The sequence below is a fragment of the Flavihumibacter sp. ZG627 genome (genome assembly GCF_000814325.1).
Classification (GTDB): Bacteria; Bacteroidota; Bacteroidia; order Chitinophagales; family Chitinophagaceae; genus Flavihumibacter.
This window is the reverse complement of the sequence record NZ_JPHF01000007.1, coordinates 61,930-81,311: the sequence shown is the minus strand read 5'-3', so window position 1 is coordinate 81,311 and position 19,382 is coordinate 61,930. Positions and strand designations below refer to the sequence as shown.

Sequence of the window (19,382 nt, the reverse complement as noted above, 5' to 3'; positions counted from 1 at the left end):
AGTACAGTCTATGATTCCCTCTCACCCTTATCAGCTTGATAATATTGAGACGATAGTAGTCTTTTGATAAAACGATCATTAATAATCCTGATTTTGCTTCTTTTATTTGTTGCCACTGCAAAGAGTTAGTTAATGATTTAAAATACTATAATACATGCGAATTGAAAAGATCATAAAACTGGCAAAAACCCCAAATCACATCAATAAATACCTTACTCATTGGACTGGAAGGAACAAGAGCCGTATAGAGGCGTTTGATAAATTGTCGAAAATTGTGAACTCTTGTGAACTAAAGTTTTCTTGTAATAGAATTTCCTTCCCGTCAACTGATCTTACTATAAACACGCAAATGATTTGTTTTACTGATACTCCTATCAAACAATCGGCTGATCATTGTAGCAGATACAATTACTTTGGCATCAGTTTCAACAAAGAGGCCATGATAGAATACGGTGCAAACCCGGTTTTATACCTGGTTGATAACCGGCAGCCACACCAGGGTGGATTAAACGAAATACGACCACGAGATAATGAACAGTTAGGTTTGGTTAAGTGGATTGACAGTATGCTTCAACCTTACGATACAAAACAATTTTCTGATGGTAACTGGGCAGAATTTTATGAAAGAGAATGGAGGATTAACAGAATTCTACCTTTCGATTGGACTGCAACCGCAGAACTTCTTAAAGGATCGCATAAAGAATACGCATTTGAGGGAACAATCCGAAAAGTAAAAGATGCGGAGGAATTTTATCTTCCTTTCAACAAGTCGATTATTGAAAATATTATTGCTCCATTGAGCTATAAAGCAAGGGCCAGGAAACTAATTAAAGACAACAACCTGGATTGCGAACTTATTCTGATTGAAGAGTAAGTGCAAAAAGGCGGTTAAAGTTTACATAAAAAACTGTTGCTTTCATTGCAATTAATTTGGAAAATATACTTCTAATGTGCATCCCTTACCTGGAGCGGTAATAATATTCATACTTCCTGAATAAAGACCAACCCTGTTGCTAATGTTTTTCAAGCCGATTCCTTTACCTGTCTCATTTACATCAAAACCAACACCATCATCGGATACTGCTATATAAAGTTCTTCAGATTTCTTTTTTACTGTAATTTTTACATTATTGGCTTGGGCATATTTCAAGATATTAATCAACTGTTCTTGTATTATGCGGTATATCATCAGTTCTTTGTTCTTTTCAACAGTTTGTTCGTTGTAATTATCATCAATAAAAAGTTGTACAAAATTATTATTTGGATGGTTGACACTTTTAATAAGTCCTTCTAAAGCATTTTTTAATCCATCTTCCCCAAGTGAAGGTGCCACAAGCGAATGAGACAGTTTCCGTATTTCACTCATCGCTTCATCCAGGTACTGATGGCTTTGCCCAATGAAATCTTTTTCACTATTTTGATCAGACTTTGCCATACCCAGATAAAGTTTTACAACAGATAAAATCTGGTTAATATTATCGTGCAATTCCTGACCTAACTCATTTCGTTCTTTTTCCTGTGCCAGGATTGTTGTTTCTGTTATTAATTTTTGCTTTTCAAGCATTTTATTTGCCAGCTCCTCTTCCATCTTTTTCCGCTCGGTTATATCTACCATAAGACCGCTAAGCTTTATCGGTTCTCCGTTTTCTATTTCAAGCGAAACAATATCACGAAGCCAAACAATACGGCCATTCTCAGCGATCATTCGATATTCAAACTGATGTGGTCTTTTTTCGAGCGTACATTGCAGACAATAATTTACTGCCCAGTCACGATCATCATCATGAATATGATCGGCCCAGAATGTAGGCTCATTAATCCACCTCTCAACAGGATAACCTAATAATCGTTCCGCCTGCTTGCTGATAAAACTAAATGCAAATGTTTTGGGATCTGCTTCCCAAACAATTCCATCCAGGCTGTTCATCAAAGCCGCATATTTTAATTGCGATTGTTGAAACTCTGTTTCAGCCTTTTTTTGTTCAGTAATCTCGGCTACAAGGATAAATAACCCCTCTGGCACAGGTTGCACACTTAATTTAAACCAACCCTTACTGCCATCAGGAAATGCAAATTCAGTTTCGAAAATTTCCTGTATTCTGTTTTGCATGCAGTTGTCCAGTATGTTAAAAAGGGGCGTATGTTCAATTCCTGGAAATTTTTCCATCAAGGTATATCCCAATAATTCTTCTTCCCGGGAATGCCTACTTTGTCTAATCAGCGATGTGTTAGCAAATAAACAGCGCCATTCATAATTTACAATCAGGATACCTTCCCGCATGTTTTGCAGTAAAAAACGATATTTCTGTTCTTTATCAATTACAAGTTGCGCTTGCTCCAGTACTTGTTTCTCAAGCTCCAGGTTAAATTGTTTGATTTTATCGTCCTGTAGCTTTCGTTCAGTATAATCAATAACAGTAATACGGATTTCAAATAATTTTCCTTCGGCATCTTTAACTGCAACGGCACTGATCAAAACCGGCAGTACTGATCCATTGCTGCAAATAAGTTCTGCAAGCAGATCTTTTACTTCTTCTTTGTCCAATCGTTGATTGTAGTGGGTCCAAAAATTGTTTCTGTCATTTTCATTGAGAATATCCTGAAAGCGCATTTTATTAACCACATCTTCATATTCATAGCCTAACCAGTTAAGTTCTGTTTTGTTAATTTCAAGAATATAACCGTTTGGACTTACAGTATGATAACCACAGGGCGCATTGTTATATAAATCAAGTACATGTTCAGCTGCTTTTCTCAACTTTTCATCGGCAATCTTTCTTTCCTTAATTCCCCTTAGTTCAAATCTGTTAATCGATTTTGCAGTAAGCCATATTAGAAAACCAAAAATAAAAATGAGTGCCGTTACCAAGAGAGAGATTCCGATAATAATACTGTAGTATCCTTTAGAAGCTGAATCCAAAATAAAGAATCCGAGCATGAACGGAATTGCGATTGATGCCGGTAAAAGTATGCGTGCTGCCCTTGCACCTCCATAAGGACCGGTAAGTTCGGATACAAATCCATGATCACTGTTTGAAAACAGAATAGCCAGTGAAATAAAAATAAAACAAAGACCCGTGTTAAATGCCATTGGTAGAAAGGATGCTATTCCATAAAATGTTGTTGCGTCATATGAATAGCCAATTATCGAAAGCAAGGCAATGCCAGTCACCAACAATGAAAGATACTGCGCAATCGAAATTTTGCGAAACGCCAAAAACAATAATGCGGAAGCCGTAAGTAAAAAAGAAGCTGCTGTGTTTGGAGCCATACTGTTAGGCATTCCATTGAACGTATTTAACTCTACTTTCCTGCTATATAATAAACGATCGATCCCGGTGTCAAAAAGCTTTAAAAAAGCAAGAAGCTTAAGTACAGAAATAAAAAGAACTATAATTATAAAGACAATTGCCGTCTTCTTTAGAATCCGGTTCTGTGGTTTATGAAACAGTAAAAACAAGGAAAGCCCTGAAAAGATAAACAGGACTGCAGTCATAGGATTCATGGCCACCGAAGTAGGCAATAATTCTTTAAGAAAATTATTATCGAATTGCCAACCTGTAATAACTAAACCACTTATTACTATTACAAAAACTGAGGCAGTTTTAACCGAAAAAATGCTTGGCAGTTTCATTTTTTTATACTGAATGATTAAGAATGCGAATGACTATAAAAGGGCTGCTAAATGGCCAAACCAACTGAAAGGTCCGGCTGATGCAACATGATTGTCGAAGTTTTACACACGAAAAATGCGACAATATTAAACGAATTAGAGTTGAGATATCATGTATTTATACTACGTAAATTTCCGATACGATTTTTTTGTAGATAGTTATCGTTCATTTCTCTCTATCTAAGTCCATGATTAATCGACAGGAAGGTTTTGGGGACTTTTAAGATGACGTAGAAATGACATCGAAAATGCAAATAGTAAAACAGTGAACAAATGCTGGTGTATTAGGGGGTCAGCATATTTTGCAAAGCTTCTCGCAATAAATCAGGATGATCGAATTTATTTAGGTAAGCATTTGCCCCGCATGCTTCTATTTTTTTGTGGTTCCATTGATTGTGTTTGAATGAAAAAATTAAAACTCTGATTGAAGGCCAGGTTTGTTTTATTTTGAACGTTGTGTCAAAACCATTAAGCCCCGGCATATTAATGTCAATAACGCAGGCATTTGGCAACTCAGATGCTTGTAGTTGATTTAGTAAGTCATTGCCGTTTTCAGCTTCAATAATTACTGTATATCCAAAGGATTGAATTAAATCTTTTATTGCCAATCTCATCATTTTACTATCATCAGCAATAGCAATGGTGATTTTTTGGGGGTTACTCATCTTGAATAGCTTGGAGGCTTTATTTTCCATCTGCAAATGAAATTCAATATCAGATGATTTCTTGTATGGTTTTGCACTGAAATCAAGTAGATTTTTAGGCAGTCATCAGCGACTAATATATTACTAGAAATAGGGGTTTCTGTATAAAACTTGTTTACGTCTTCCTGTATCACTACTATCACAATTGAAAAATTCGAAATAATACCGTTCGCAAAACATTTCTGCTTTTAAGCAAAACATTTTCAAATCAAACGGAATGAGTTTTGAGATTCAATAAGGAGGAAATTTGCCTCAAAAAATAGTATTATGAGAAAAGCAGGTATTGAAGATAAGAATCGAATAGTTGACATACTTTCTAACGCTTTTGATGATAACAAAAGTGTAAACTATATCATTCAACAGGATGCTAAAAGAAAACAACGAATCAGGAACCTGATGGCATATTCTTTTGACCTCTGCCATTCTTTCGGTGATGTGTTTATGTCGGAAGATAAAAAAGGTTGTGCCTTGATACTTTTGCCCGACAAAAAGAAAACAACTCTTCGTTCCATTTTGCTGGATACTAAACTTGCAGTATCAGCCATTGGCCTTGCCAATATAATAAAGGCAATGAAACGTGAAGCTGCGATAAACAAAATTCATCCTGATGGGATAACTTATTACCTCTGGTTTATTGGCGTTGATCCAACAGATCAGTGCAACGGAGTTGGAAGTAAATTATTGGAGTCCGTCATTCAGGAGGGGCTTTCTCAAAAAAGAATAATCTGTCTCGAAACATCTACCATAAAAAATCTGCCCTGGTATGAAAAGCATGGATTTGAAACATACCTGGATCTTGATTTTGGATATACGCTATACTGCATGAAAAGAGGTTAAGATAATTGTTGAGCTATGTTATTGCCAGGAACAGAAATGCATTGGGTCACCTTCGGGTTTGTCTGCGTGGAGCTGGTAATATTTTTCTACCTGCTTATTCACCATTTTGCAAGACCGGATAACAGAACTATAAGTTTAGATATCTCTCTCATAGCGTTACTACTTGTTTATAATATTACTGGTGGATTACTTCCGGACCCGAATTTACCGGGCTCCTTTTTTGTTCAGGAATGTATTGCCTATGCAACAGGTTTTATTACACCTGCCTACTTCCCTTATTACGTGTACAAAGCCTTTGGGTTGGAGAAAATGGAGTTCCATGCCAGGCGTGGAGTCGTTTATTTTCTGGTGCTGCCCTATTTATTATTTGTAACTGTATTTGCCATCAGCAACGATCTCGATCATGCAAAAAACATCCTGGTTATTCCGGTGGTTTATGCACTTTGGGTATTGGCTTCGTTGCAAAAATCTATTCGTTATAAGTACAGTTATTCACTTGCATCCCGTGATGTAAAAGAGGAAGCCGGTGTACTCTTTTTCAGTTTAACGCCATGGGTCGGTTTACCTTTTATTGCTTATTTCAACCTGAGCCAATCAGTGGAGGCTACAGTAACCAATACAGGTTTTTTGTTGCTGCTTGCCCTTCATGTAAAACAAACAGTGGAACAAGTAAAGAACGAACATAAGCGGTTAATTGCCTCGGAAACCCAGCTTTTAACATGGAATGAGCAACTGCAGGAGGAAGTAGATAAAAGAACCAAAGAACTTGAACGTATAAGTGCCGAAGAAAGGATTCTGCAAAACTGCTACACCTATCGTCTTACCGTGAGGGAAAAAGAAATCGTTCTGTTCATTTGCCAGGGCAATTCATACAGGCAAATTGCCGAAACGTTATTTATAGCTGAAAGAACTGTAACGAAACATGTGCAGAATATTTTTGATAAAGTAAAAGTCTCTAATAAACTCGAATTACTCAACAAACTGGGAGCTACAGCTGTTGGGCAACCTTGTTAGCTACAGTTTACTAATAAAATACGCTGGTTTACGTATTAAAATACTCAGGTTAACGTACTATAGTTGGTTTGTCATTTGCCCTTTGCATTCATAAAGTTTTGTTATGGAAACAGTGACGAGTGTAAACGGTCATTCAGGTGACCTGATGTTAGGGCTGCCATTGCTCAGTCAATATTCAGAAAATTCATTGCATAATAGACTAACTGTTCAGCAAGCGCTGTGCAAATGGTATGGTTTATTTAAAACCAATAGTTACCGTAAAGAATTCACTGGAAGCCTTTTTGAGAACACAAAAAATGAAGGTATTCTGAAAAGCCTGCAGGCCGATCTGGAATTGATACCTGGGTTGTTGATGGATGAGCTAATTAATAATACTACCATTTCAGACAAAGGGCAATACATAAGATTAGTACAGGCATTGTTGATTAACCTGTCTGACATCTTACCGGAATCGGAAATGCATGAGCAATTGTGCAATGAAGCGGAAACAGTATTACAATTTATGCAGAATTTCCTGTACCAGCATTTTGATTTTGATTTCAAGGTTTCTGTGTACTACTTGAAACATTTGCAGGATAGCATAAGTCTCAAACTGGAATACTGGAAAATCAAATTGTTTCAATCACCGATTATTGATGTGTTGCAAGAATGCATCAATGAAAAGTTTACAACGCCTGAAAACTATCTCAGCTTCCGAAAGGTCAATTATCTTAAAAACATATTCCGCCAGATTGAATGCTCTACCACTGTCATTAATGAAGTGTTTATCCGGGAATTGCTTATTAACTACAATTTTAACTCAACAGGTTTTATTGATTATGAAACCAGTCTTATCAAGAGCAAGCTAAATGCTGAAAATAGTATCGATGAAAATATTGCTTTGTTGAAGACTGAACAGTTTCGGATAGCCCAATTAAAAGACAGACCAGGCGCTGGCTATGAATTAAACCAGCCTGCTGTAAAAAAACAATTGACCGATTGGGTAATTGAGAAAATAAGAAATGAAGAACTTACTAACCTTAAAAGAAAGGACAAGGATTTGCAAATAGACCCTGAATCTAAAATTCAGACTTCGTTATCTGTTGCAAAATTGGCTGTATTGATTCGCCTCCTGGTAGCCGATAAAATCATTATCAACAAAAGTGTGGCACCGATGCTTCGTACAATTGCTAAACTGTTTACCACTTTGCAAAAAGATGATATCTCGTTTGGCAGCATGGAAACTAAATATCATGCACCAGATAAAGCAACATTGAATATAATGAAAGAGATGTTGCAAAAATGGGTGGGGATAGTTGGGAAATTATGATATAACATTCACTCTTTTTGTATGGGTAAGCACTACCTGTCTTACCCGATTTTAAAAACTTTTGGGCATGTATTTGTATTAATACTCTAAACAAAAGAAGTTTACTATGCTTAGTTCAATATCATGGGGCCAATACCTTTCAGCAATTCTTATTTCCCTGATTTGCTATTACGCTTATGTCGGGTACAAATATTTTCATTGGGAATTACTGGCACTTATTGGCATAAAGAAAGTGGAGCCAGGTGCTACTCCTATTGCAGTTGCTGATCTTAAAAAACAATTTGTTTCGGAAAGCCATTCGGATTACTTGCCGAAAGAAGTAACTGACACTGATTTTACCCCCGTTATAAACGCATTTGAAGACGAAGTAAAAGCCTTTTTACAAGAAGCCGAAAACGGCAAAGACAAAGCTTCCTTACTAACCGCCCTGCAACAAATATGTCAGAAATATCCAGTATTGAAAAGTTCAGACAATAGCGATGAATTGACCCTGTTCATACTAAAGGAAGTTGAAAAATACAATTCTGAAATTATTAACGTACAAGACATTCAGCAGCTTTGGTGCTGACGAAAGTAATGCTTCATTATCTGCGGGCAGGAAAATCAAGTGCGATGGGTTAGTATAATGAAGCATTCTTTCTTTTATTCATTTCTCAAATTAATGTGTGTATGAAAACAGTGATTGAAAGAAGAAAATTGATTTATGGAACAGTTTCTTTTCTGTTGCTTCTGATTACAGTATCAGCGTTGGCCCAGGATGGCAACGCAGGTATAAACGAAGCTAACACGAAAGTAAGAAGCTATTTTGCTGCTGGTGTAAACCTGATGTATGCTGTTGGGGCTATTGTAGGGTTGATTGGAGCTGTAAAAGTGTACCAGAAATGGAATAGCGGCGACCATGATACCGGTAAAGTTGCAGCTGCATGGTTTGGGAGTTGTGTATTCCTGGTGATAGTAGCCACCGTTATCCGCTCATTCTTTGGTGTATAAAACCATTGCATATGAAAGAAATTTTAATCGGCAAATTATTAGAGTATATCAGGGATAATAACCCGGATATACTTTTTGCATTGGAGGCAGAAGATAAACTAAGATCCTGGCTATACGATAAAGCATACAGCGCAGAGCCATTAATCCAGCAGTTAAAAAATGACAAACAACCTGATTATATCATTGAGGAAACATGCCTGAATGAAATGACGAGGGACTTGCGGCCTTCACGGTACAATTACATCCTGAACATTCTGGAAACGGAATTTGAAAGAGATTATGAACAGCTTCTTCAATCAGGATTGATTCAGCATGAGATTATCAATATGATTAACTACTGCAATTCCATTTTTGATGATTTACGATTCACAGAGGAAAACGAGGATAACCAATTTATCCGCTATGCCATAACCGGTGCAGTAAGTGAATACCTGGAAAGTAACCGTGTGAATGAAACTGTGAGCAATGAGTTACAACAGTCTGCAGAAACTTAAAGACAATATCGAAGCTATTCGGATTTCTTTGAACTGGTCAGAAGGAATGGTGTTGTCTTCTGACCAGATTTCTGCATTAAAGAGGTATTCCGGTTTTGGTGGATTGAAAGCTGTTCTGTTTCCAAAAGCTGTTAAAGAAGAATGGAAGAAGCTAAATGCATCGAAGGAAGATTTAAAACTTCATCCGCAGATAATGGAGCTGCATGATCTGTTGCAGCAAAAACTTACAGACAAAGAATATAAAGATGCAATTGATTCTATCCGCAATAGCATTCTTACAGCTTTTTATACACCCGGCTTCATTCCTCAAACGTTGTTTAGCATATTAAAAGAAAGAGGTATTGAGCCAACTGCAATGTATGAACCCAGCGCTGGTGCCGGTGTGTTTGTAACCGAGGCCGCAGCAACATTTCCATCATTGAAAACAATCACCGCAGTTGAGAAAGATCTTATAACAGGTAAAGTATTAACTGCATTAAGTAGTTCTTTATCTGTTCCCACCACCATTGAGATAAAAGGCTTTGAAGAAACGGCTTCTTCAGAGAATGGGCAGTATGATTTAATTGTGAGCAATATTCCCTTCGGGAATTTTAAAGTGCATGATGATGCGATAAATGACAGAGGACTAACAGATAAAATACATAACTATTTCTTTGCAAAAGGACTTGATAAATTAAAGGATGGCGGGCTGATGGCATACATCAGCACGGATTCCTTTTTAAATAGTCCGTCTAATCAATCAGCAAGAGAATATTTATTCAGCAATTCCGATTTTGTCAGCCTGAATGTAATGCCGGATAACCTGATGAAGGATACAGGTAATACAGAAGCTTCCAGTCATTTGCTGATTGTGCAAAAAAATCAAAACAAACAATCTTTAACAGAAGAAGAACAGCAACTGATAAAATCAGTTGATCAGGGAAATGAATTTGGTAATTACTCTCTCAATCAATACGTCGTTCTTCATCCTGAAATAATTCTTGGCAACCAAATTAAACCTGGTAAGGACCAATATGGCAAGGCGCATGAAACGGTGTGGCAAACCGGAAACATTAAACTCATAGTGCCAAAGCTTGCCGATTCAATCAGCAAAGGGATTGACAAAAGATTTAATGCCGATCATTTCAACAGGCAAATAAAACAGATTGATAAGACAAAAGGAAGACAACTCACTTATACAGCTATGCCCGACAATAAGCCGGATAACAGTTCGGTGCAGTTGGGTTTGTTTGATAGTGGGTCTGCTACAAGTATCAACAGGGCTAACGCCTATATCAATCCTCTTGATTCGACAGTGGTTGATAAAAAAACAGCCAGAATTTTAAACATCATCCGGCCAGTTGACAAGCCAGAGCATGAATTAATTGTTTTGATGACGGCCAAATCAACCGCATTCAAACAATATGTCTATAAGCTTTACTCTAACGCCGAAGAATTACAGTTTTCAGCTAACTGGATGAATGCTGGCCTACTCCAACATGAATTGACAGGCTTAACCAATACACTCAAAAAATATAACCAACAGTTTTACAACGATGGTGAGACTGTGTTTCATGTTTCGTTGGGAGACGATGATAAACTGGATACATTACATAACGCTAATCCTTTTTACAAAGAAGGAACGCTGATTGTATATAACAACCGTGTTGGCTTTGTTTCCTATACAGCATCGGATGATGATAAACCGGTCTTTATGCCCAGCCTGCATGATAAGAAAGACCTGGGGTTTTATCAGCAATACAGCACCATAAGAGATATGTACCTGGCACTTTCCGAAAAAGAAAATACAGGAACTGCTGCAGATGAGAATGCGAGAAAAGATTTGAATGAAGCTTATGAAGCATTGATTAAAGGCTTTGGTCTTTTGAATTCACCTGCCAACAGGCAACGCATTCTAAAAGATGAAGCATTTGGATTACCCATGCTTTCTTCTCTCGAACGAAAAGACGGCGAACAATTCGTAAAGGCTGATATTCTCACACAATCATTATTGCCGAAACAGGAAGTCTATACAACCGACAACCCTTTAGAAGCCCTGGCGAAAAGCCTGAATGATAAAGGCAAGGTGGATATAGAGTTTGTTGCTGCAGCCACAGATAGTTCGGAACCTGAAACCATAAGTGCCTTAGGCAATCATATTTACATTAACCCTGCTAACAATGAATGGGAAACAGCCGACCAGTTTTTAAGCGGTAATGTGGTGAATAAATTAAGGGTTGCTTCTGAAGCAGCAGAGAAGAATCCAGACAATCTGCAAATACTGAAAAGCCTTACCGCTTTACAAAAGGTGCAGCCCGAAATAATACCTTTTGAATTACTCGATTTTAACCTTGGCGAAAGATGGATACCGGAAAGCTACTATAACAGCTTTGCTTCTCATCTTTTTGAGATGCACACCGATGTCAGTTATTTTCCTTCTGTAGATTCTTTTAAAGTAAAACCAATTAGCAGTAATGCAAAAACCAACCAGGAGTATGCAGTAACTACCAAGAGTGGTAAAACTACTTATGGAGCTTTGCTGTTAGAACATGCGTTGGAAAATACCACACCGTTCTACACTTACGAAGTTGATTTGGGTGATAAAACCATCCGGGTGCCGGATAATGAAGCCATTCAGTTGGCACATCAGAAAATAGAATCTATCCGAAATGGCTTTATTGAGTGGTTAAAAGAGTTGCCAGCAAATGACAAAAAGGAATTAGAGACCTTGTATAACGATACATTCAATTGTTATGTGTTGAGAGAATATGATGGCAGCCATTTACAATTTCCAGGTCTTGACAAGAGAAGGTTAAGTATTGATGATTTGTATAGTTCACAAAAAAACTCCGTTTGGCGTATTGTGCAAAATCGTGGCGCATTGATTGACCATGAAGTGGGCTTGGGAAAAACATTGACGATGGTGGTTGCTTCACATGAAATGAAACGACTGAAGATTGTAAACAAGCCAATGATACTTGCACTTAAAGCTAATGTGCGGCAGATAGCAGAAACGTACAGAAAAGCATACCCCAATGCAAGAATATTGGCACCAGACGAAAATGATTTTACCCCTGCTAAGAGATTACGGCTATTTCATGAAATAAAAAATAATAATTGGGACTGCATTATTCTCACTCATGACCAATTCGGAAAAATTCCTCAAAGCCCTGAAATACAAAAACAGATTTTTGAGACAGAGCTGGATAATGTTGAGAGAGATTTACATACACTGAAGGAAATGGGTGGTGAAATTTCCCGTCGTATGTTGAAGGGACTGGAGATACGAAAAACAAATCTTGCTGTAAAACTGCAGGAGTTAAGAAAAAATATAGAAGAAAAGAAAGATGCAGGGATCAACTTCCGGGAACTCGGAGTTGATCATTTGTTTTTAGATGAGGCCCACAAGTATAAAAATCTTACTTACACTACACGACATGATAGAGTTGCTGGGCTGGGAAATAAAGAAGGAAGTCAGAAAGCACTGAATATGTTGTTTGCTGTTAGGGAACTGCAAACAAGGTTCAATAGTGATTTATGCGTAACCTTTTTATCAGGTACACCTATCAGTAACAGCCTTACAGAAATGTACCTGCTCTTTAAGTATTTGCGTCCAAAGGAAATGGAACGGCAACGGATTGAAAATTTTGATGCCTGGGCTGCTGTATTTGCAAAGAAAACAACCGACTTTGAATTTTCTGTAACAAATGAAATTATTGCGAAAGAAAGGTTCCGCCATTTTATAAAAGTTCCCGAACTGGCATTGTTCTATAATGAGATTACTGATTATAAAACAGCCAGGCATATTAATTTGGATAAACCTGAAATTGATGAACAGTTAATCAATATACCACCAACCCCACAACAACAGGAATTTACAAAACGACTGATGCAATTTGCCAAAACCGGAGATGGTGAATTAATTGGGAGGCCAAGACTGACAGATGAAGAAGATAAAGGTCGTATGCTGATTGCAACGAACTACGCCAAAAAGATGGCGGCCGATATGCGACTGATAGATTCCGGTAAATACGGTGATCATCCAAACAATAAAGTAAATGTTTGTGCAAGAAAAGTAGCCGAGATGTATGAACTGAGCAAAGAGCAAAAGGGAACACAAATCATATTCAGTGATATTGGTACACCTAAACCGGATCAGTTTAATATTTATGATGCACTGAAAGAAAAACTTATCAGTGATTTTAATATTTCTTCTCACCATATCACCTTCATACATGATTGGACAGATAAGCAAAAGCCAGAACTGTTTCGTAAGATGAATAACGGCGACATTCGAATTCTGTTGGGCAGTACGGAAAAAGCCGGAACAGGATTAAATGTACAGGCCAAAGTAGTAGCTATGCATCACCTCGATATTCCATGGAAACCTTCTGAACTGGAGCAAAGAGATGGTCGTGGTGCAAGACAGGGAAATATTATTGCCAAAGAGTTTTACAATAATAAGGTGAAGAATTTTATTTATGCAGTTGAACAATCTCTCGACAACTATAAATTCAATCTTTTGAAGAATAAGCAAACCTTCATCAGCCAGATGAAGAACTGCGAACTGAATGTGAGAACAATTGATGAAGGAAGTATTGATGAAAAGAGTGGTATGAATTTCTCCGAATATATCGCCATTCTTTCAGGTGATACTACGTTGCTGGAGAAATCAAAGATGGAAAAGAAGATAGCGGTATTAGAAAGTCTTCGAAATGCCCATCACAAAGAGGTATTTCGTTCGAGATTCAAGCTGGAAAATTTACAAGAGGAAAAAGGAAAGGTTATTCAAACGCTTAACAAACTTTTGGTTGATGAAAAATATTATAGGGGTCAATTGACTTATGATAAAGAAGGAATAAAATTCAATCCAATTAAGATAGAGGGATTGAACAATGCTGATGCAGAAATTATCGGCGCACATCTTATCGGGCTTTATACCGGATGGAAGCCACAGATTGGTGAAGACGAATACAAGAAAATCGGAAATCTCTTTAATTTCGACTTATACATTCGCAGACAGAAAGAAACTTATGAAGATAAAGGACTGTTTGAGTATAAATACAGTAATGTGTTCTATGCAGAAAGTAAACAAACTGGCATAAAATACTCCTGGAACCAGGGCCATATTAATATTGATAATCCAAAACTGGCGGCCCGCTATTTTCTAAATTCTATTGACCGGGTAGAAAGCCTGAAAGAGAAATATCAAAAGATTTTGAATGAGCTGGAACAAAATATACCCATGCTGGAAAAATTAGTGTCAAAGCCTTTTGAAAAAGATGATGAACTGGCACAATTAAAAAAGGATGTATCAAGATTAGAAAGGGAGATTACGCTGAAGATACAGGAGAGTCAGATGAAACAGCATGAGGCTGCTGAAATAACTATCGAAGCACCGGTAGTAAAAATGGAGCCTGGCATATCCCAAAACACTAAGAGTCTTTTGCCAAAGAAAAAACAAGATGATGTTAAAACAAGAGGGATACGGATTTGATGGATGTAGTCCTACCCATAGACTTTTCGGCTCCGCCATATTTTGTTAATGTTGTGGTCTGCAAGAATTACCACTAACGTTAAAGCATTGGCGATGGGGCGGCATTCAATGAACGTCCAGTCCGGAGCCAAATGCAGAATAAATGTACAATTGTTCATTTATTGTTTTGTCGCTCAATAGAACTGGTCACGATGGAACAAGAGCCGATTAGCGATTTATAGCCGATTGCTTTTGCGTCCCCCCGCCATATTGCCAATGTAATGTTGGGCGCAGTTATGAGTTTATTACGCTAACTCTTTGTTTAACACTTCAACTGCAAAATCAATTTGCTTTTCATTATTGAAAACATGGATGGAAAACCTAATTCCGTTAAACCCAAATTCTTTATGTGTTGGACGGATGCTTAACTTATACTTGTCGAGAAGCATTTTTACAAATGTAGCTTTATCAAAACGGTCCGGCAGTAGTAACGTAAGCATTGGGGAAGCAAGGGGTCCTCCAGAAGGACTTAGAATAGTTGCATTTTTTAAATCTTTCAGTTTTTCGTACAGGCGACCCCTTAACAACAAATTATATTGTTCAATTTTATCGATGCCAACTGAATTAAGATATTCGATTGCTTTTCCCAATCCTAAAATACAAGCCAGATTCACTACACCATTACTATCATTATAAGTATTATAAGATTCCTCGAATTGCATCGGACGAATTATATCCTGCGCTTCTTTTGAGAGATATAATAGTCCTGTTCCTTTCGGACCCATCAACCATTTATGGCCGCTAGTAGCGTAGGCATGACATCCCAGATCTTTTAATTTCACGCCGATAGCTCCCGCTGCCTGCGCACCATCCACAATACATAGAGTTCCATTGTTTCTTGCTAATGACGAAATTTCGGCAATAGGCATTCGAAGTCCTGTTGACGAAAAAACATGACTGACACTGATGAGTTTTGTTTTTTTCTTGAGATTATCTTTTACTCTTTTCAATATTAACTCACGATTATTTTCACCCGGCGGAATATTTATCTTATCAACTATAACTCCGTAATACTTGGCAAAATAATTCCAGCACAATAATCCTCCACCATGTTCCTGGTCTGTAGTGAGAATGCGGTCTCCCGCTTTTAGTCTTAACCCTTGTGCAATGGCATTCATTCCACTGGTAGTACTGTTGGTGATCAGCATTTCGTTAATATTACAACCAAGAAATCCTGCTGCAATTCCTCTCGTCTTTTCAGCTAATAATTCAGCACCGTTTTTTCCATAAAACTTCAAAGGAAAGGACTCCAATTCTTGCCACATCTTCAGCGATTCATTGATCGTTTCTCTACGGCAGGGACCAAGTGTGCCGGTATTCATATAAGTTAGCCCTTCAGCAAAAAGATATTCTCCGTCAGCTTGACTGCGGCTAAGTGATTTGATTTGAGCCTGGGCAGACAAAAAAGGAATTGTGTTAATCAAAACCCCAGTGGCAGCAGCAGACCCCAAAGTGGCTAAGAATTTTTTTCTATTGTATTTGTCAGACTTCGTAACTGCCATTTAGTAAATTTTATAACGTACGATATTTTAGAACCAATTGCGCCCAACTATTGTATTTCCGAATCTTGAAGATAAAACTTTCGCAAATAGCCTGAGTACGGAATGATTTACGAAATACCTTCTCGTTTGTTAGTCCTACCCCTTTTACCCACTCCAATTGACTTTTGGTGAACAATTTGCAACATCAGAAAGTATGTCTTCTTCCGTCTATCAAATCAACAAAGGCATCAACCGCAGCATTGAGTTCAAAGGGCTCAAAGCTCAATATATCTGGTACCTGGGCGGCGGCTTAGTAGTGTTGCTGATACTTTTTGCAATACTCTATATCAGCGGCCTGGGTATCTTCTTTTGTCTGCCGTTCATTGCTGCACTTACTACCGCCTTATTTATGCGTATCTATAAACTGAGCCGGACTTACGGCGAATATGGCATGATGAAAAAGATTGCCCGCCGTTCAGTGCCGGATGTGATAAAGAGTTATTCAAAAATGAAACTGAAAAAGATGTTGCTGAATGAAAAATCTGAATGAGATACTGCCGGTTTATTCTATTGAAAATAACGCCATCCTTTCAAAAATGGGTGATGTGACAGTTGTATTTGATGTGCAATTACCAGAACTATTTACAATGAGCAATGACGAATACGAAGCCTTTCACCATGCATGGATAAAAGCTATAAAGGTTTTACCAGTGAATAGTGTATTGCATAAACAGGATTGGTTCACTGAGGGAAAGTATAAGCCTTCGTTTATTCAGGAAGACAATAGTTTTCTTACCAGAAACAGCGACCGGTTCTTTAATGAACGACCTTATTTGGACCATCACTGCTATATCATGCTTACAAAAAAACCGGCAAACCGAAAACTAGGTTCTTCCATTTTTAGCAGCCTGCTCCGCAGAACAATTGTACCGGAAGAAACATTGCAGCCAAAATATTTTCATGATTTCATGAATCATGTGGGTCAGTTTCAAAAGATACTATCTGACAGTGGCTTTGTATCCATGAAAATGCTTCCGAATGAGTTGCTGGCTGATTTTGTTCTTCATTATCTAAATCTCGGTAATGATGGAGGTATTCTCCGGGATATTGAATTTAAACCTGAATGGAAGATTGGCGAAAACCATTGCCAGCTTTTTACAATGGCAGATGCGGAGTTTGTACCTGCGTTATGTGGTTCAAGAATAAACTATGATAAATACTCCACTGATAAAACAAAATTCAGCGTGGGCTTTGCATCGCCAATTGGTCAGTTGCTTTCCTGCAATCATATCTACAACCAATATGTATTTATAGAAGATGTACAGAAAACAATGCAGAAACTGGAAAGTAAAAGACTGCGACTTCAATCACTTTCTGCGTACAGCAGGGAAAATGCTATAAGCAAACAAGCCACGGATGATTTTCTGAATGAAGCCATTAGTGAACAACGGCTTCCGGTTAAAGCTCATTTTAATATTCTGGCATGGACAGACAACAGGGATGACTTAAAGAACATTCGTAATCTCTGTTCGTCGGCACTTACGCAAATGGATGCTACACCCAAATTAGAAACCGAGGGTTCCGCTCAAATATTTTGGGCAGGCATTCCCGGAAATGCCGCAGACTTTCCTATGAATGATACATTCGACACATTCAGTCCGCAGGCTTGTTGTTTTTTCAATCTTGAAACCAACTACCGTTCCTCTGTAAGTCCAATCGGCATCCGTTTGGGCGACCGTCTTTCAGGTAAACCTATTCATGTAGATATTTCGGATGAACCAATGGATAAAGGGATTTGCACCAACAGGAATAAATTCATTTTGGGGCCATCCGGCAGCGGAAAATCTTTCTTTACCAACCACATGGTAAGGAGTTACTATGAAAAAGGCACACATATTGTGCTGGTGGATGTGGGTCATAGTTACAAGGGCCTGTGCGATATGGTGAAAGGCTACTACTTCACCTATTCTGAAACCAAACCAATTAAGTTTAACCCTTTTTACATAGGTGAAGGTGATATGCTGGATACGGAGAAGAAGGAAAGTATCAAGACACTTTTACTGGCACTATGGAAAAAAGATAATGAAACTTTTAATCGAAGTGAATATGTGGCACTTTCGAATGCACTGCAATTATATTTTGAGAAAGTTGAAAATAATAAAAGCATCTTTCCCTGCTTTGATAGTTTTTATGATTTTCTGAAAGATGATTTTGTAGATGTGCTGAAGGGTGATAATGTGAAGGATAAAGATTTTGATGTATCCAACTTTCTGTATGTGCTAAGACCATATTATAAAGGTGGTGAATTTGATTACCTGTTAAACGCAAAGGAAAACCTGGATTTATTACAGCAACGGTTCATTGTATTTGAACTGGATAATATCAAGGATCATCCAATTCTGTTCCCTGTTGTAACCATCATTATTATGGAAGTTTTTATTTCCAAAATGAGAAAGCTGAAAGGTATTCGCAAAATGATCCTGATTGAAGAAGCATGGAAAGCAATTGCTAAAGAAGGAATGGCGGAATACATCAAGTATTTATTTAAAACAGTAAGAAAATTCTTTGGTGAAGCTATTGTAGTGACTCAGGAGGTGGAAGATATTATCTCATCGCCGGTGGTAAAGCAGGCGATTATCAACAACAGTGATTGCAAGATATTGTTAGACCAAAGCAAGTATCAAAACAAATTTGACCAGATACAGGAATTGCTTGGGCTAACGGAAAAAGAAAAGGCATTGGTTTTATCAATCAACAAGTCCAATGATCCGACAAAAAAATATAAAGAGGTCTTTATTTCTCTTGGTGGGGTGTTGAGCAAAGTTTATCGTACAGAAGTATCGCCGGAAGAGTACCTGGCTTATACAACAGAGGAAAAGGAAAAAGTGAAAGTACAGGCTTATGCTGCAAAGTTTGGCGGGGATATTGAAAAAGGGATTAAGGCTTTAGCAGATGAGATTATTCACTCTAAAAACTGATAGTATGAAAACAGCAATGCTTATCCTCTTTGCAACAGTAATTATCTATGGCTGCAACACCAGCAGCAAGGATGAAATCATCGAATTCATTCCCGGCACTTATGTTAGAACCGGGCAAAACGAATTCGGGAAGGAATTTGACACCCTTGTTATCACTATCCAAAATCCTGCAGCAAAGGAATTCAAAATTCAAAACCGCTGGCATTATATCAGGCAGGTAGAAGGCGAAGCCAATGTTCCTGAATATAAAGTGAAAGAAACATCAGGAATTTACAATGCAGAAACAAGATTGCTGGAAGAAGCGGAAACCTTAGATCATTACTCTTTTGATGTAAAAGAAAAAATCCTATTTAATGGAACGAATAAGTTTAAAAAAATAAAATAATA

General features: G+C 37.7%; 14 protein-coding genes. 11 read left to right on the top strand and 3 right to left on the bottom strand.

Annotated features, from left to right (window positions below):
* Positions 1–349: 349 nt before the first annotated feature.
* Entirely contained in the window at positions 350–874 is a 525-nt protein-coding gene (locus HY58_RS13910) for an abortive infection system antitoxin AbiGi family protein (RefSeq protein WP_039133118.1), read from the top strand.
* 51 nt (positions 875–925) lie between these two features.
* On the opposite strand, the gene HY58_RS13905 is transcribed toward HY58_RS13910, so the two are convergent.
* Together HY58_RS13905 and HY58_RS13900 are read right to left on the bottom strand one after the other, a co-directional pair.
* On the bottom strand, positions 926–3,634 hold the full coding sequence (locus tag HY58_RS13905) for a PAS domain S-box protein (protein ID WP_039133115.1): 2,709 nt from the start codon (positions 3,632–3,634) through the stop codon (positions 926–928).
* Positions 3,635–3,957: 323 nt separating this feature from the next.
* Positions 3,958–4,368 carry a response regulator transcription factor gene (locus HY58_RS13900; RefSeq protein ID WP_039133112.1) on the bottom strand — a complete coding sequence of 137 codons (411 nt, stop codon included), beginning with the start codon at positions 4,366–4,368 and terminating at the stop codon, positions 3,958–3,960.
* Positions 4,369–4,644: 276 nt separating this feature from the next.
* On the opposite strand from HY58_RS13900, the gene HY58_RS13895 reads away from it, so the two are divergent.
* The 7 genes from HY58_RS13895 (at position 4,645) to HY58_RS13865 (ending at position 14,497) form a co-directional block, all read left to right on the top strand.
* Positions 4,645–5,214, top strand: coding sequence for an N-acetyltransferase (locus tag HY58_RS13895; RefSeq protein ID WP_039133110.1), 570 nt, complete (start codon positions 4,645–4,647; stop codon positions 5,212–5,214).
* 15 nt (positions 5,215–5,229) lie between these two features.
* Positions 5,230–6,228, top strand: a complete 999-nt coding sequence (locus tag HY58_RS13890) for a response regulator transcription factor (RefSeq protein ID WP_039133107.1) — start codon at positions 5,230–5,232, stop codon at positions 6,226–6,228.
* 103 nt (positions 6,229–6,331) lie between these two features.
* The gene (locus HY58_RS13885; RefSeq protein WP_039133105.1) at positions 6,332–7,537 is read left to right on the top strand and encodes a hypothetical protein; all 1,206 of its coding nucleotides are present in this window, start codon (positions 6,332–6,334) and stop codon (positions 7,535–7,537) included.
* Positions 7,538–7,643: 106 nt separating this feature from the next.
* The gene (locus tag HY58_RS13880; RefSeq protein ID WP_039133103.1) at positions 7,644–8,105 is read left to right on the top strand and encodes a hypothetical protein; all 462 of its coding nucleotides are present in this window, start codon (positions 7,644–7,646) and stop codon (positions 8,103–8,105) included.
* A 101-nt stretch (positions 8,106–8,206) separates the two neighbouring features.
* A complete protein-coding gene (locus HY58_RS13875; RefSeq protein ID WP_039133101.1) occupies positions 8,207–8,527 on the top strand; it encodes a DUF4134 domain-containing protein in 321 nt (106 codons plus the stop codon).
* A gap of 11 nt (positions 8,528–8,538) precedes the next feature.
* Positions 8,539–9,021 (top strand): DUF1896 family protein, encoded by a 483-nt coding sequence (locus HY58_RS13870; RefSeq protein WP_052324133.1) that lies wholly within the window; start codon positions 8,539–8,541, stop codon positions 9,019–9,021.
* A complete protein-coding gene (locus HY58_RS13865) occupies positions 8,993–14,497 on the top strand; it encodes a helicase-related protein (protein ID WP_039133097.1) in 5,505 nt (1,834 codons plus the stop codon). Before HY58_RS13870 ends, HY58_RS13865 begins: the two co-directional genes overlap by 29 nt.
* A gap of 284 nt (positions 14,498–14,781) precedes the next feature.
* On the opposite strand, the gene HY58_RS13860 is transcribed toward HY58_RS13865, so the two are convergent.
* Positions 14,782–16,038 (bottom strand): aminotransferase class V-fold PLP-dependent enzyme, encoded by a 1,257-nt coding sequence (locus HY58_RS13860; protein WP_039133095.1) that lies wholly within the window; start codon positions 16,036–16,038, stop codon positions 14,782–14,784.
* A gap of 193 nt (positions 16,039–16,231) precedes the next feature.
* Here HY58_RS13860 and HY58_RS13855 point away from each other — a divergent pair, with 193 nt between their 5' ends.
* From HY58_RS13855 to HY58_RS13845, 3 genes are read left to right on the top strand one after another with little or no spacing between them, the layout of a single operon-like run.
* Positions 16,232–16,567 (top strand): DUF4133 domain-containing protein, encoded by a 336-nt coding sequence (locus HY58_RS13855; protein WP_039133092.1) that lies wholly within the window; start codon positions 16,232–16,234, stop codon positions 16,565–16,567.
* Positions 16,551–18,995, top strand: coding sequence for a TraG family conjugative transposon ATPase (locus tag HY58_RS13850; RefSeq protein ID WP_039133089.1), 2,445 nt, complete (start codon positions 16,551–16,553; stop codon positions 18,993–18,995). The genes HY58_RS13855 and HY58_RS13850 overlap by 17 nt, the downstream gene beginning before the upstream one ends.
* A gap of 4 nt (positions 18,996–18,999) precedes the next feature.
* Complete coding sequence (locus tag HY58_RS13845; protein WP_156123696.1) at positions 19,000–19,380, top strand: hypothetical protein; 381 nt, start codon at positions 19,000–19,002, stop codon at positions 19,378–19,380.
* Positions 19,381–19,382 lie beyond the last annotated feature (2 nt).